Origin of the sequence: Mucilaginibacter endophyticus (assembly GCF_003351025.1) — a bacterium.
Classification (GTDB): domain Bacteria; phylum Bacteroidota; class Bacteroidia; order Sphingobacteriales; family Sphingobacteriaceae; genus Mucilaginibacter; species Mucilaginibacter endophyticus.
In genome coordinates this window covers 154,198-168,228 of sequence record NZ_QPCG01000004.1, presented here as the reverse complement: position 1 = coordinate 168,228, position 14,031 = coordinate 154,198, and the positions used below count along the sequence as shown (strand labels likewise).

The following is a 14,031-nucleotide window of genomic DNA, read 5'->3' as shown; positions in this document are numbered from 1 at the left end:
TTACATTAATCAAACCAAAGGTTACGAAATTCAAACATTTCGAAACGAGCTTGGCGTTTGTTGGGTTTGTTTTTTGAAAAAGTTATTGAAATGGGTAGGTTCCTCAAAGCCCAGGCAGTAACCAATTTCTGAAATGTTCCAGTCGGTATGCCTTAGTAACGATTTAGCTTCGCTTAGCAACCTGTCGGCAATATGGTCGGTTGTGGTTTTGCCGGTAGTTTCGCGGATTGCCCTGTTCAGGTGGTTTACGTGTACCGAAAGTCGTTGCGCGAAGTCATTGGCCGAACGCAGTGCAAACCGCTGTGACGGGGTTTCAATAGGGAATTGCCTTTCCAATAATTCGGTAAATACCGATGTGATGCGCGATTTTGCATCAACATGCTTATATACGTTTTCAGATGGTTCTGTCTTTAACGCGTAGTAAGCCAGCTCGGTAACGTAGTTACGGATCAGGTCATATTTAAAAGCATATTCGGTATTGATCTCGGTGAGCATTTTCTGAAACAAGTTTGTCACATAGGCATCCTGCTCTTCATTCAAAGCATAAACGGGCTTAGCATTGATACCAAACATCGGGAACTCGCTCAGGCCTGTCCTGAATTTCTCCAGGAAAAACTCTTCGGTAAAAATACAGAAGAAACCGGTACGGTCGTCAGACATGTGCTCAAAGGTATATGGCACCATCGGACTAAAGAAAATCAGCGTAGAGCCTGAAAGCGTAATGCTTTTATCGGCATAATGAATGATATTATCGCCACGCATCAGGCTGATCTTATAAAAGGTACGGCGGCTGTAGGTTACCTGCTTGGCGTTGGGGCCAATGCAGTCTTCAATCCGGAATACATTAAAGTGACCGATACTTTGTTGCAGGTTATTGGGTAACCAGTTTACCTTTCTTTGATAAAAATCTTCAAGTGTTTCTGCTTTCGACATAAAAACAAAGTTACAAAAATCAAACCGGGTGTCAAGTAGTAGGATGGGGGATAAGGTAAGTATGACAGAATGGTGTATAAAAAATAAAAGCCTCCCAACCTTGCGTCGGGAGACTTTCAACCTAAACCTTATCACAATTAAACCGGTAAGTTTACCAGTTCGTTGTCTGTATTACAATCACTGTGCCAAAACCAAAAACTTTTTAAAATTTTTGTTAATGTATCAACAAGGATACATTAACAATAGGTTAAAGGAGAGTTTACTTTACAAAAAGTGTATAACTAAGTGTCAAAAAGACACTCTTGCGATATTTGGCATTACAGAAAAGTGAACACTTTATGCCTCTTTTGCAGCTTTTTTTCTACGCAGGTAACTGTCAGTTAAAAATAGCGCCAAAATTACATCAAACACGAAAAAACTTTTCATTAAAGTGCTGTTGAAGATACTGCTTGCCGAAGGTAATTTAACGTTTGAAGGGAGTTTAAGGTCTAAACCACTGAATAAATTACCCGAAATTTTGATACTAGACAGAATAATTCCCAGTAAAATCAGGATGCTTAGCACGAAAAATGCGGCAATGCCTAATATTATTTTTTTATTAATAGTTGATTTTAGCGGCGCTAACTGCTCGGCCCTGATGGCCTCCATTACATTATAACTGAATGCCATCGACGGTTCGTCAAGATCCATGTCGGCAAATTCCTGGTTTAGCTCAAGCAGTTCTGTGTACTTTTGTTTGTACAAAGCATCTTCTTCAATAAGCCGGGCAATGGCTTCCTGCTCTGCTGGAGTACAGGTACCATCAATATAGTTCCAAAGTTTTTCTTCGATGGTGTTCATATCAGTTCTTTCACCTCGTGTTTTAAATTGCGCTCCAGCTTTTCTTTCAAACGCTGGCGTGCTCTAAATAGTTTAACCTTAACGGTATTTGTTTCAATACCCATTGTTTGGGCAATCTCCTCTAATGATTGCTCGCCCTTGTAAAACAGGGTAATAATGGTGGCATCATCGGGTAGTAATTGCTCAATAGCCTGGTTCAGGTAGTATGACCGTGATTTATTTTCTACATTATTGGTATCGTATGCCGATTCGTGGCTTTCAACCTGTACAAATGTGCCCTCATCATCAATCGAATCGGTATCAACCCGTTTTTTTCTTAAAAATGTCATGGCAGTAGTATAAACTATACTATACAACCACGTTGTAAATTTCGACTGCCCCTGGAACGATGCCAGCGAGCGGTACGCTTTCACAAAACAATCCTGCGCAATTTCTTCAGCATCTTCCCGACCTTTGGCAAAGCGCATAGCCAGCGTAAAAACAAAACGCTGGTGCCGCTTAACCAAATCTGCATAGGCAAATTGGTTACCCGCCAGGGTTTGCTCAATAAGTTCGATATCTGAAAGCTTGCTTTGCATTATATAACCGCTGTGACTACGCGTTTACAGATTGGGTTACACCTATATGTAAATATAATTTATTTTGGTGGGAATAGATGTTGTATTAGGAGTGTGTGTGGGGCGCGTTAGGGATTGCAGTATAAAGCCCACAGCGCGTATAAGGATTGCGCGTAGGAAAGGCGAGGACTTGTAACGAAAAGCCCGGGCCGGAGGCAACGCCCATGTCTGAACTCGAATTAAACGAATTTTAAGAATTTACTTAGCATTCTGTTAATTCTTTAATTCAAAAAATTCGAGTTCAGACAAACCACTAATCTCTACCATGGCGTTGCCTGCGGCCGGGCTATCCGCTCATACTGCGCAGGCCTTATCCGTCAGCTGACGGCCGGTATCCGCTTCTATCCCTAACGCAAATTGTGGTTTCATTGATGACACGTATTTTAAATACACTCCTTTATTCGTAACATAAGCCCAAACTTTCCATCTCATAATTTTTGTATTTTTACATTTATAAAAGGGATATTGCACGTTGATGGATGAGAACAGGTTAAATATTTTGAATGAGTCTAACAGGATGCTCAGCAAGCTTCAGCTGCTGTCGGTGTTTTTTGAAGAGGACCTCATTTACAAGATCTACCTGCGTACCCAGGTTATCCATAAGCTTTTTGAAACCAATCCCGAAATTGATATCAATAAGCTGGAGCTTTTTCATGTACAGTTTACTACCAGCCTGGTAGATCTGCTCCGGAAGATCAAAAAGAACAACGAAAACAATGTGAGCCTTGTGCTTGATGAGATCCAGCTTACCAAAGAGATGATTGATAAGATGGACGACAACATGCTCACCGAGCAGGATTTTAAGATAGACAGGCAAAGGCAGGCGCTGAAGGTAAACCTTTCGCTGCGGAAGCTTTACCAGGTGCTTTCTGATAACTCGTCCGATTATCCGTTCTCAAAAAATATCAACGCGTTTAGTCTGCGCTACGGTTTCGATTTCTTTTACAACATAACGCCGGAACTATATAACGAATTGGTGCAGTACAACTATAACGATACCTATCACAATACCAACGCTATTATTCAGCGTAAATTGATGGGTGTATTATTAAAACGCGAGTTCCGTACCGAGTTTTACTGCGGACTGAAAGCCGGAAACCTGATATTGGAGGTGTATAAGTTTATGGATGAAGACCGCTACTTTTTGTTTTCGCCTGCCAATAATTTATTCCTATTTTGCGACGTAACAAAGCTTTCGGGCGTAGAGAATAATAGTAGTCTGTCTAAAAAGGAAAAACTGGCGCATGAACTGCAGGATAAAATAGATAAGCTGCAAAGTGATGTTGTAACCATGAAATCATACATGCCGCCCGAAATAAAATCCCTGTTAGCCGAAAACTATAAGAAAATAGCCGACATCAACTTTTTACAAAGCCTGAGCGATGTTGATGTGCAGGCCAATATTTTAAAAGCAATGCTTAATACCGATATCATATAATTTATGGAGTTTTTACATTACATCCTCGGCCCCGACCTGAAGGCCGGTGTCCTGATCATTTTAAACCTGATTGTTATTGAGAGTTTGCTCTCTGTTGATAATGCTGCTGTACTGGCAACCATGGTGCTCGACCTGCCTCCGCACCAGCGGAAAAAAGCGCTGCGCTACGGTATCATGGGCGCATATGTATTGCGTGGTGTTTGTTTGTTTTTAGCTGCCTGGCTGGTATCTGTTTGGTGGTTAAAACCACTTGGCGGCTTATACCTGATTTATTTATGCTTTAACTATTTTAAAGGCAAATTATCTGCCGGTGACGGTGATGGAGAAGAGGAATCTGTTGATAAAAACAAAAACTGGCTTTACCGTTCAACCGTTGGTTTAATAGGTAATTTATGGGCAACCATAGCTTTAGTGGAGTTAATGGACCTTGCTTTTTCTATTGACAACGTTTTTGCCGCGGTGGCTTTCACCGATCATAAAATGCTGATCTATATTGGCGTGTTCATCGGGATCCTGGCTATGCGTTTTGTGGCTCAGGCTTTTGTGAAGCTGATGGAGAAATTTACCTTCCTGGAAACTGTAGCTTTTATAGTGATAGGCGTACTGGGTATCAAACTGGCTTCATCATTATATGTTCACTTTTTCCCGGAAGCCGGCTTTTCAAAACTAATGGAAGGCGAAAGCGCTGATATTTTCACTTCGGTGTTTACCGTAGCTATATTTATTATCCCTGTACTTACATCAGTGTTGTTCAACTTCCCTAAAAGGCATACCATTGAGCCTGAAGTTGCAGAAGCTGCCGAGGATGTACTGGATAAGCAGTAGCGTTTAGTTGGCAGTTTTGAGTGTGCAGTTAATAATAAAAAAGCAGGGGCCTGTGCGATTTCCCTCCCTTGGGAGGGTGTAGGGAGGGGTTTCTTTAACTATTCATAGCTTTGCAAGGCATATAAACCAGTCCCTGCCATAACACCTACAACCGCAGCCCTCCCAAGGGAGGGAATGTATAATTGATATTATAAATTAAATGTTCTTAAATAAAACAATAGCATCCATTTTTGGCATTGGCTTTTTAAAAGGTGGGGGCACTTATGCCGCCATTGTTACCTGTGGCTTTATCTGGCTGTTGTGGCAAAGTCCGGCTTTGCAAAACCCCTGGTATTTGCTGGCTATCACCATATTTATTACCGCGCTTGGTGTTTATGTAGGTAATAAAGTTGAACCAGATTGGGGTGAAGACAGCTCTCGCGTAGTAATTGACGAGGTTGCCGGAATGCTGATAGCTATGCTCTTTATTCCTGCTAATTTGTACTTCCTTTTAGCCGGACTGGTGTTATTCCGCTTTTTTGATATTGTTAAGCCACTTGGCGTCCGTAAAATGGAAGACCTTGGAGGTGGCTTAGGTGTAATGATGGATGATGTGTTGGCCGGCGTTTACTCCAATATCCTGCTGTGGGTGGGATATTTTGTTTGGATAAAGTTTGGAGCCCATTAATTATTAAAGCGTTCATTTTAGCGCAAGTCTTGAGCGGGGGAGTGTGTTGTAGGTGACTTGTGCTTGGCGGATAGGCACAAGTGAGCATCACCCACATCCACCCACACAACACTTGCGCCAAAAATGGACGGGCGCCAGAGGCGCCAAAGGTTTGTAGAAATAATTTAGATTGAGTTAGTGTGTGCCAGAGGTACACAACTGCGGTGTTCCGTACCTCCGGCACGGTAAACTGGTATATGATGGTTGCTACAAACCTGTTTCCCCTCTGGGGAGTTTTAGTTGATATCATATAAATATCCCCCTCTATTCCTGTAACAACCACAGCCCTTCACCGTCTTATTTATGTGTAGACAAATTTTACAATATCACCTCGATAAAACATCTACCTTAGATTAAATGTTTAATTGCCGGTTTGTCACCGGCCAATACCTGCAATGCCGCGTAAAACCCAATAGGCGATACAGGTTTCACCTAAAAATAACACATACTAAAATGGCTATTAACTTACAAAAAGGGCAGAAAATAGATATCGGCCTTTCAAAAATGACAGTTGGTTTGGGCTGGAACCCAAACGAAGGTACAGGTTATGATTTCGATCTTGATGTATCGGCCATCATGATCGACGCTAACCGTTTGGTACCGCAGGATGAATTTTTTGTGTTTTACAATAATGTCGATTCGCCCGAGCAATCGGTTCACCACACTGGCGATGACCCAACAGGAGGGAACAGCGATGGTGGCGACGATGAATCGATCACAGTCGACCTGACTAAAGTAGATGCCCGCATCCAGGAGATCTTGTTTGTGGTAACTATTCACGAAGCGCAGGCACGCCGTCAAAATTTTGGCCAGGTGCGTGACTCATACATTCGTATATTAGATAACCAAACAGGAGCCGAAGTTTGCAAGTATGAACTGGGCGAAGATTTTTCTATCGAAACAGCTATCGAATTTGGCAGGCTGTACAAACGTGGTGGCGCGTGGAAATTTGAGGCTTCGGGTGTTGGTTATAAAGAGGACCTGGCCTTCTTTTTAAGTAAATATTTCAAAGGGCAAATAATCAAATAAGGCAATGGCTATAAATTTGGTAAAGGGTCAAACTATCGACCTGCGTAAAAATGATAAGGGCGAAAGTTTCGACCTGTCGTCAGTAACTATTGGTTTAGGCTGGGATGTGCGTAAAACACACGGTGGCGGCTTTTTAGGCAAGCTGTTTGGCGGTGCCGAAGAAGCGGAATACGACCTGGATGCGATAGCGTTTTTATTAGATAAAAATGGTAAAGTAGCCAATCGTGGTTATGCCAAGCAAACGGCTAATGGTCGTACCATTAATATGTTTGAAGGCGATGTGATCTACTTTAACTCTATGCGTCATCCATCGGGTCATATTTGGTTAACGGGAGATAACCGTACCGGGGCAGGAGATGGTGATGACGAGCAGATCATCGTAAAACTTGATTCGCTCGACCCGAAATATGATCGTATCCTGTTCCTGGTGGCAATTTACCAGGGCCGCAAAAACAACCAGCACTTTGGTATGGTAGAGAATGCGTTCATCCGCGCGGTTGACAATCATGGGAAGGAAATCGCTAAATTCAGTCTTTCCGGTGATTCAACCTACAACGGCATGTGTTCCATGACCTTCGCCGAAGTTTATCGTAAAGACGGCACCTGGAAGTTCCGTGCTATCGGCGACCCGCAAACTACTGATAGTCTTTCGGAGTTGCTCCGGACCTATTAACATAAAATCATGTCATTGCGAGGAACGAAGCAATCGCACGGAAGCAAAGCCGCTCCGTATAGCAAGCGATTGCCACGCGTCGCTCGCAATGACATGGTGGTTATTTATTCATCTACCTAAAATAAATGTACCAGCATTACTCATTTGACCTGTGGCTTACGCTGATCAAATCAAATCCGTACTTTAAGATAGAACGTACCAAGATCTTTCACCGGGATTTTAATCCGGCGGGTAAAAGTATCGATGACGTGGCAAGGGCTTTTCGCCAGGTTGACCTGATGTGTAATGCCGTGAACGAGCGCACCGGCAAAAATATAGACGCGGACGAAATGTACCTGATGGTGATCAGCACCATCAATGATAACCAGTATCCGCTTGCCGATGTTAATATAGATAAGCTATATGCCGATATGGAAACGTTGCTGTTCTATTACCTGCCAGTGCTTTACTCGCCTGTAACAATTGAGGTGCTACAGCATCTAAAACAAAAAGGCGATTGCTCATTGAGTATCTTAAGCAATACGGGTTTTATAAAAGGGCAAACGCTTCGGAAGGTGATAGTTAAGCTGGGTTTAGATGTTTTTTTCAACTTCCAGGTCTATTCGGACGAAGAAGGGATGTCGAAGCCTAACCGGGAATTGTTTAACCTGATGGTGCAAAAAGTTAAAGATTGTAATAAACCAAAGCAAATAGACCCATCGGGTATCATACATATAGGCGATAACCCGGCAGCAGATATAGCAGGGGCTAATGATGCAGGCCTTAATAGCCTGCTCATCAATTCAAACAACTTATCTATTTTAACCTTATTAAGTTTATGAAAGCTACCTACTCTTTACATCACATCAACAGCGCTACTCATTTTGGTTTTGACGCGGATGATTACAGCCGCTTTAAATTTGGCGATGCTGAAGTATCCCGCTATTTCGGTACCGACCTGGCCGATGGCTTCATTAACGAAGTCCTTGCCAAACAGCCAATAGAGAAACAGATCGTAGTGATATCAAGCCCGTACTCGTTTATTCCTACGGCTACCTTTGCCATGAAAAATCATTTTGTGTGCAAGCTTAACCGCTGGCTGGCCCATCATGGTTACCCTGTAGTGCAGGAAACCAAGGTGCATCGTACAATAACCTATAAAGAAGATTATGGCGAACTGGATGCCGAGCAAAGGATCAACTTAATTGGTAACGATTCGTTTCATATTGATAAGGATTTCCTTGCAGGCAAAACGCTGCTGTTTTTGGATGATATCAAGATAACCGGTAGCCATGAGCGCATGATCATGAAAATGGTAGATGAGTATGGCTTACAGAACGACATTTACATGCTGTACTTTGCCGAACTGGTGAACAAAAACATTCATCCCAATATTGAGAACTATCTCAATTATCACCATGTCAAAAACATCTTTCATTTAAATGATATCATTAAGGGGGCCGACTTTTGTATTAACACCCGCATAGTGAAGTACATCTTAAATTACGATCATGAAAGTTTTTGCATTTTTATACACGATCAAGAAAGCAATTTCATAAACTTGTTATATGATATGGCTTTGGGTAATGGTTACCATACTATTGAAGCCTATGCGCCTAACTTAAACTTTATTAAACAAAACCTATTAATAAACAACAATAAACTAATTCAGCATGGCAATTAACTTGCAAAAAGGCCAACGGGAAACTATTGGTGCTCCTAAATTTACTATAGGCCTTGGTTGGGATACAAACAGCTCATCAACAGGCTCGGCCTTTGACCTCGACGCTTCGGTGTTCATCATGGGCGATAACAAAAAAATACTGGCCGACGAATTTTTCGTTTTCTATAATAATCCAAAATCTCCGGATGGTGCCGTGGAGCATACCGGCGATAACCTGACCGGTGCCGGCGATGGCGATGATGAGCAAATTATTGTTGACTTGTCAAAAATCGATCCGCGTGCTACTGAAATTTGCATTGTGGTAACTATTCATGAGGCCGAAAGCCGCCGCCAGAATTTTGGGCAGGTGCGCAACTCATTCGTTCGCATTTTTGATTCGGCTACCAATACCGATATTTTGAAATACGAGCTGGAAGAAGATTTTTCGATAGAAACCGCCGTTGAGTTTGGCCGGATCTACAAAAAAGATAATAACTGGAAATTTGAAGCTGTAGGAGCCGGCATGAAAGGTGGCTTGCAGGATTATTTAAACAAATACAACTAAAAATTATGGCTATTAATCTTCAAAAAGGGCAGCGTATCAGCCTTGAAAAAAGTAACGGCAGCAAATTGCAGAATGTATGTGTTGGTATAAACTGGGGTGCTATCGAAAAGAAAGGCTTGTTTGGTTTTGGTACCACAAAAGAAGCGGTTGACCTTGATGCCAGCTGTATTTTATATGATGAAAGCAAACGCCTGGTTGATGTGATCTACTTTGGTAACCTGCGTTCAAAAGATCATTCTGTAAGGCACAGCGGTGATGATTTAACCGGCGATATGGCTGGTAACGACGGGTTGGACAACGAAGTGATCACGGTAGATTTTGGTACTTTGAGCCCAACTGTTACCTATGTGGCCTTTGTTTTAAACAGTTTCCGCGGGCAAGATTTTGGCACCATCCCTTTTGCCTCTATCCGTATTTATGAAGGTACGCCAACCCGGGTTAACGAGATCTTCGCTACCTATGATATTGCGCATAGCAAAGATTTTGCTGGCCATGTATCAATGGTGATGGGCGTATTTTACAAAAAGAACGGCGAATGGAAATTTAACGCTATTGGCGAGCCAACCCGCGATCGCAAGCTGGAAGAAACCGTAAAAACGGTAACTGCAACGTATTTATAAAAGTTTAAAGTCCATTGGCATTAAGTCGGATGGCTTTTAACATGAACAAATTAAGTACTACTAAATAATTAAAAATAAGATTATGGAAAGTGCACCAAACAATGATGAACTAAATCTGAATATACCACCGCTAATCACTCCAACAAACCTGGACATTCCGACGGCAGCTTCACCGGCCAGTAGCGTGCCTATGAAGGTAGATAAGCAGGGTAATGTAAACCTTGATGCCATACCAAACCAGGATCTGCAAAAGTATGGGGAGATAGGTAAAGATATCAATCCGAGCGATGTTAACTCGATACTGAACTACGGCGTTGAGGTACAAAACTCAATGGAGAAATACAGCAATAACTTCCTTACTTCGGTACGCACCTATAACTCGGGCGAAGTAGGCGGACTGATTAACGAATTGCTTACCGAACTTAATTATATTGATGTTGATGAGCTTAACCAAAACGCGTTCACCTCATTTATATCACATATCCCGTTCATGAAAAAGCTGGTTGTTGATACCAAAAAGCTTTTTCAGAAATATGATACGGTGGTAAATAATATTGATAAGATCACCAATAAGATCAAAGCCGGTCGTGTTAACTCGTTAAAGGATAATAGCTCGCTGCAAACCATGTTTGACAGCAACGTTACCTACATTAAACAAATGGAAGAGCTGATTATTGCCGGGCAGCTTAAGTACAATGAGCTTAACGAAAAGCTGGCTGTAATGGACGGCAATCCAACGGCTTACCAGGATTATGAAATTGCCGATCTGCGTGATTTTGTGAACCGCCTTGATAAACGTTTGGCCGACTTAAAGGTGGTACGTTTTATTATGATGCAGTCGCTGGCGCAAATTCGTGTAGTGCAAAATAACAATACTACCATTGCTGAAAAGGCGCAATCTATCGTATCAACCACTATCCCGGTTTGGAAAAACCAGCTTACTATAGCTGTAGCCCTCAACCGTCAGAAAGAGAATGTGGAGATGCAGAAAAAGATTTCGGATACAACCAACACCATTTTGCAAAAGAATGCCGAAATGCTTAAACAAAACAGCATTGACGTAGCCCGCGAAAATGAAAAAACAGTAGTATCGTTAGATACCCTGAAAAAGACTACCTCATCGCTCATTGAAACCCTTACCGAGGTTAAACGCATTCATGACGAAGGTACAGCCAACCGTCGTACGCTGAACACCGAGCTTCAAAACCTGGAAACAGAATTGAAGAAAACGGTAACGAGTGTGAGTTAACCCCACCCAACCCTCCCCAAAAGGGAGGGCTTTATTTTTTCTTGTCATGCTGAACGGAGCGAAGCATCTTCTTCGCCATACTGTTCGTTTAGCATGGTATGAATGATTTCCTATCTTGTTTAAGATAATGGCGTCGAAAACTTACGAAGTTTTTAAAACTTCGTAAGTTTAGAAAAGGAAAATTTCTTTCACCCTGCCTCAACCACCTGTTTACTATACCTATTTATAACCTCGGCCAAAATCAAATTAGGTACCCAGCTTAAAAAGGCAATAATGAGGTAATTGTTACTAAAATTTACGCCATTACCCAAAACGGTAAACAGCCAGATATAAAAGCGCAAAGTAACCGCGCCAAAGGCGAGGGCATAGCTCCGGTTCATCATTTTTATATGCTCGTCAATTCTTCCTTTTTTAACCAACAGAAACGCAGCCAGGGTAAAAGCCACCCACAGTGTGTTCTGCAATAAAAAAGATATGAATACGCCTGTGCCCCGGTTTATAAACAGCGTCATGATATAAGCGCCCGGTGCAGCGAAAAATAGTACTCCAAATACATACAGCTTTCCCAATGCCCGGTGCAGGGCCTTGTTATTGTATACCTTTTTTGAAAACTGGAAAAAACCGGCAAGCAGGATTACGCTGCTACCAATAATATGGCAATAAAAGGCAGGGAGGTACCATCCGGTTTCAACCGCTTTTTGTTTGATATGCAAAAAATAGGAATCATGATTAAAATTCCAATACTGGGTAAATGTGCCCACGCAGAGCACAAATACCCAGAAAAAAGCAAAATATCTTAATATGCGGCCTGTGACACTCATTTAGCGGCAAGTACCTTTGGTTGTATAACCGGCATGGCTTTCAATTTCTGATCAATCCACTGGATATTATACTTATCAATCTCGGTAAGTGAATCCTGGACGCTGGTGTTTTGGCCCTCTTTGCCTTCGCCATATCTTGCGTAAAAAATTTCGTTCCACCTTTTGTCTTTAAACTTATACTTGTAATCGGCATAGATTTCATTTTTCATATACCGTAAAATATCAGGAGTAAGTTTATCCGATAACTTTTCGTTCCAATGATGGGCTCCTTCGTCTACCAAGTAGGAGTAACAGCCTTCCAAATAGCTTTGGTCCATCTTTATGTGTTTGGTGAAAGCGAACAAACGCGATGTTCTTAGTTCAATTAATTTTCCATCCTTTAATGTGAGGTAATGATATACAGGCATTTCCCGTAACTCGCTTTTATCATCATATGTTGGTATACCGGCAACAGCAGTTGCCTTTAATTCAAATAACGAATCGGTGAGTGTGCGGAAGGTGTATTCGTTACATGATCCGGAAAGGTCTTCTGCTTCTCCTATTTCGCTATAGTCAATATCAAATCGCTGGCTGTAAATACTGTTATGTTTCTTATCAACCAATACCAGGTTTTGTTTGGTGTAAAATTCAGCCCGGCCGCCAATAAAATAATCACGGATAGAGTAAAACGCGCTTTGTAGCCAGTTATCGCCATTGCCTGAACTTTGTGCAGGTAATGACTGGGCTTTTACCATATATTGTGTGCTTGATTCTTCAAAATCAACATGGTTACGTAACGGGTTTTTGAACTGCACAACCTGTGGTAAAATATCAAGGTCAACCAGGTACGAAGCCGGAAGGTAAATACTTCCATGATCGTCGCGTGAGTTAAATTCTGTTATATCGCCGGTGGGGCTTTTGGTTAAGGTAAATGAAGCAGGCTGCTTAAGCTTTGGAAATATATCGGCAACATTGATGTCGGCTTTTTCGGAGATGGTGTAGTCACTTTTCAGCCAGAACATATCATCGCCTTTTTTGAGGGCGGCAAGGTTCTCGCTGTCATTAAGTGGGAATATTTGATCATACTCCACAGGCACCACTATTTTGCCACTAATATCATAAAAACCCCGTTTGTGCTCCTTTTCAACTTCTATAAGATTGGGGAAGATGCCATTGATATTATGAACAAGATCATACTCTGCAGGAATCACTTCTTTATAATCGGGACCTACAAGTCCCATTTTGTAGGTTTTGGCAGTGTCTTTTTTGGGCCTGAAATAATCGTTTAGCGCGTCAAAAAGCTCCCACTTGCCTTTTACTACATAAAAGTATGTTTGATCTTTTACATGGCCGAACCATATCACACTATCATACTTTGCATACAAATTGCTTGCATCGGTAAACGCCTTTAATGTAGCAGGGCTATAAATTTCTTTATCGGTGTATTGAAGTTTCACCGCGTTGTTCTTATAGCTTATATAATCGGTCATAAAGTCGCGGGCATCTATCTGATAAATCTTGTATTGGTGTTCAGCTATTTTTTGGATGGTGAATGTAATGGTCGAAAATTTGCTTTCCAGGCGGTCACCCCTGAAAGTTACCGGTACAACAGCTGTCGCAAGCTCGGGATTGATAAATGAAATATTGCCCTTAGCTATATCAAGATCAACGTTAAATACGATATCAACATATTCCCCTTTCTCAGGTTTGTTGAGCAGTGCGTTAAGCAGGCGGTTTATAGGCTCGGTTTTTTGTTTATCACCAAAATAGTTTAGCAATGAATCGCGGTTGCCTTTGGCAAGCTGTGTTTTAAAATTGCTTAGAAATTGACTTATCTCGTTTTGTTTTGGTGATGATACGTTGTTGCGGCGAAGCAGGAAGTACCCGCCAATGGCTAAAACAATAACAGAAACTGCTATAATGAGGATAGGTTTGGTTTTCATGCAACCAAGATAAACCATTTTTTGAAATAGCAAAACAGGGTAAAGTGCTTATAAATAGGCGAATAAATATTGTTTATATTATGTGTTAATCATATAGCTAAAATCTATACATCATCAATTATTAGTATTCGGGAGGCAGGTTTAAATTTCT

The 14,031-nt window shown here is 41.6% G+C and carries 16 protein-coding genes; 10 read left to right on the top strand and 6 right to left on the bottom strand.

Going from position 1 to position 14,031, the window contains the following annotated elements:
• Positions 1 to 30: 30 nt before the first annotated feature.
• The 4 genes from DUL71_RS17535 to DUL71_RS32020 form a co-directional block, all read right to left on the bottom strand.
• Positions 31 to 933, bottom strand: a complete 903-nt coding sequence (locus DUL71_RS17535; protein WP_114939333.1) for a helix-turn-helix domain-containing protein — start codon at positions 931 to 933, stop codon at positions 31 to 33.
• A 336-nt stretch (positions 934 to 1,269) separates the two neighbouring features.
• Complete coding sequence (locus DUL71_RS17530) at positions 1,270 to 1,773, bottom strand: anti-sigma factor (protein ID WP_114939332.1); 504 nt, start codon at positions 1,771 to 1,773, stop codon at positions 1,270 to 1,272.
• The gene (locus tag DUL71_RS17525; protein ID WP_112574453.1) at positions 1,770 to 2,351 is read right to left on the bottom strand and encodes an RNA polymerase sigma factor; all 582 of its coding nucleotides are present in this window, start codon (positions 2,349 to 2,351) and stop codon (positions 1,770 to 1,772) included. The genes DUL71_RS17530 and DUL71_RS17525 overlap by 4 nt, the downstream gene beginning before the upstream one ends.
• 333 nt (positions 2,352 to 2,684) lie before the next feature.
• Positions 2,685 to 2,822, bottom strand: coding sequence for a hypothetical protein (locus tag DUL71_RS32020; RefSeq protein ID WP_154402421.1), 138 nt, complete (start codon positions 2,820 to 2,822; stop codon positions 2,685 to 2,687).
• Positions 2,823 to 2,865: 43 nt separating this feature from the next.
• Between DUL71_RS32020 and DUL71_RS17520 the strand changes: the two genes are divergently transcribed.
• The 10 genes from DUL71_RS17520 to DUL71_RS17475 all read left to right on the top strand — a co-directional run bounded on the left by DUL71_RS17520 (position 2,866) and on the right by DUL71_RS17475 (position 11,137).
• The gene (locus tag DUL71_RS17520) at positions 2,866 to 3,828 is read left to right on the top strand and encodes a hypothetical protein (protein ID WP_114939331.1); all 963 of its coding nucleotides are present in this window, start codon (positions 2,866 to 2,868) and stop codon (positions 3,826 to 3,828) included.
• Between the two features lie 3 nt (positions 3,829 to 3,831).
• Complete coding sequence (locus tag DUL71_RS17515) at positions 3,832 to 4,653, top strand: TerC family protein (RefSeq protein ID WP_114939330.1); 822 nt, start codon at positions 3,832 to 3,834, stop codon at positions 4,651 to 4,653.
• A 199-nt stretch (positions 4,654 to 4,852) separates the two neighbouring features.
• On the top strand, positions 4,853 to 5,320 hold the full coding sequence (locus tag DUL71_RS17510; protein WP_114939329.1) for a phosphatidylglycerophosphatase A family protein: 468 nt from the start codon (positions 4,853 to 4,855) through the stop codon (positions 5,318 to 5,320).
• 492 nt (positions 5,321 to 5,812) lie between these two features.
• Positions 5,813 to 6,388 (top strand): TerD family protein, encoded by a 576-nt coding sequence (locus tag DUL71_RS17505; protein ID WP_090531232.1) that lies wholly within the window; start codon positions 5,813 to 5,815, stop codon positions 6,386 to 6,388.
• A gap of 4 nt (positions 6,389 to 6,392) precedes the next feature.
• The gene (locus DUL71_RS17500; protein WP_114939328.1) at positions 6,393 to 7,061 is read left to right on the top strand and encodes a TerD family protein; all 669 of its coding nucleotides are present in this window, start codon (positions 6,393 to 6,395) and stop codon (positions 7,059 to 7,061) included.
• Positions 7,062 to 7,186: 125 nt separating this feature from the next.
• Positions 7,187 to 7,882 (top strand): HAD family hydrolase, encoded by a 696-nt coding sequence (locus DUL71_RS17495; protein ID WP_114939327.1) that lies wholly within the window; start codon positions 7,187 to 7,189, stop codon positions 7,880 to 7,882.
• Positions 7,879 to 8,724 (top strand): phosphoribosyltransferase family protein, encoded by an 846-nt coding sequence (locus DUL71_RS17490; protein ID WP_114939326.1) that lies wholly within the window; start codon positions 7,879 to 7,881, stop codon positions 8,722 to 8,724. Before DUL71_RS17495 ends, DUL71_RS17490 begins: the two co-directional genes overlap by 4 nt.
• A complete protein-coding gene (locus tag DUL71_RS17485) occupies positions 8,714 to 9,268 on the top strand; it encodes a TerD family protein (protein ID WP_114939325.1) in 555 nt (184 codons plus the stop codon). The genes DUL71_RS17490 and DUL71_RS17485 overlap by 11 nt, the downstream gene beginning before the upstream one ends.
• A 5-nt stretch (positions 9,269 to 9,273) precedes the next feature.
• Complete coding sequence (locus DUL71_RS17480) at positions 9,274 to 9,888, top strand: TerD family protein (RefSeq protein WP_112574462.1); 615 nt, start codon at positions 9,274 to 9,276, stop codon at positions 9,886 to 9,888.
• A gap of 82 nt (positions 9,889 to 9,970) precedes the next feature.
• Positions 9,971 to 11,137 carry a toxic anion resistance protein gene (locus DUL71_RS17475; RefSeq protein ID WP_114939324.1) on the top strand — a complete coding sequence of 389 codons (1,167 nt, stop codon included), beginning with the start codon at positions 9,971 to 9,973 and terminating at the stop codon, positions 11,135 to 11,137.
• Between the two features lie 188 nt (positions 11,138 to 11,325).
• On the opposite strand, the gene DUL71_RS17470 is transcribed toward DUL71_RS17475, so the two are convergent.
• Both DUL71_RS17470 and DUL71_RS17465 read right to left on the bottom strand, forming a co-directional pair.
• Entirely contained in the window at positions 11,326 to 11,850 is a 525-nt protein-coding gene (locus tag DUL71_RS17470) for a DUF2306 domain-containing protein (protein ID WP_161964461.1), read from the bottom strand.
• A 104-nt stretch (positions 11,851 to 11,954) separates the two neighbouring features.
• Positions 11,955 to 13,880: a WG repeat-containing protein gene (locus tag DUL71_RS17465; protein ID WP_161964460.1), complete on the bottom strand. Its 1,926-nt coding sequence runs from the start codon at positions 13,878 to 13,880 to the stop codon at positions 11,955 to 11,957.
• Positions 13,881 to 14,031: the final 151 nt, after the last annotated feature.

Excerpts from the sequence above, each read along its gene's own strand:
- DUL71_RS17475 (WP_114939324.1), top strand. The coding sequence starts at position 9,971 with ATGGAAAGTGCACCAAACAATGATGAACTAAATCTGAATATACCACCG.
- DUL71_RS17480 (WP_112574462.1), top strand. The coding sequence starts at position 9,274 with ATGGCTATTAATCTTCAAAAAGGGCAGCGTATCAGCCTTGAAAAAAGT.
- DUL71_RS17530 (WP_114939332.1), bottom strand. The coding sequence starts at position 1,773 with ATGAACACCATCGAAGAAAAACTTTGGAACTATATTGATGGTACCTGT.
- DUL71_RS17505 (WP_090531232.1), top strand. The coding sequence starts at position 5,813 with ATGGCTATTAACTTACAAAAAGGGCAGAAAATAGATATCGGCCTTTCA.
- DUL71_RS17485 (WP_114939325.1), top strand. The coding sequence starts at position 8,714 with ATGGCAATTAACTTGCAAAAAGGCCAACGGGAAACTATTGGTGCTCCT.
- DUL71_RS17495 (WP_114939327.1), top strand. The coding sequence starts at position 7,187 with ATGTACCAGCATTACTCATTTGACCTGTGGCTTACGCTGATCAAATCA.
- DUL71_RS17510 (WP_114939329.1), top strand. The coding sequence starts at position 4,853 with ATGTTCTTAAATAAAACAATAGCATCCATTTTTGGCATTGGCTTTTTA.
- DUL71_RS17525 (WP_112574453.1), bottom strand. The coding sequence starts at position 2,351 with ATGCAAAGCAAGCTTTCAGATATCGAACTTATTGAGCAAACCCTGGCG.
- DUL71_RS17515 (WP_114939330.1), top strand. The coding sequence starts at position 3,832 with ATGGAGTTTTTACATTACATCCTCGGCCCCGACCTGAAGGCCGGTGTC.
- DUL71_RS17490 (WP_114939326.1), top strand. The coding sequence starts at position 7,879 with ATGAAAGCTACCTACTCTTTACATCACATCAACAGCGCTACTCATTTT.
- DUL71_RS17500 (WP_114939328.1), top strand. The coding sequence starts at position 6,393 with ATGGCTATAAATTTGGTAAAGGGTCAAACTATCGACCTGCGTAAAAAT.
- DUL71_RS17535 (WP_114939333.1), bottom strand. The coding sequence starts at position 933 with ATGTCGAAAGCAGAAACACTTGAAGATTTTTATCAAAGAAAGGTAAAC.
- DUL71_RS17465 (WP_161964460.1), bottom strand. The coding sequence starts at position 13,880 with ATGAAAACCAAACCTATCCTCATTATAGCAGTTTCTGTTATTGTTTTA.
- DUL71_RS17520 (WP_114939331.1), top strand. The coding sequence starts at position 2,866 with ATGGATGAGAACAGGTTAAATATTTTGAATGAGTCTAACAGGATGCTC.
- DUL71_RS32020 (WP_154402421.1), bottom strand. The coding sequence starts at position 2,822 with ATGAGATGGAAAGTTTGGGCTTATGTTACGAATAAAGGAGTGTATTTA.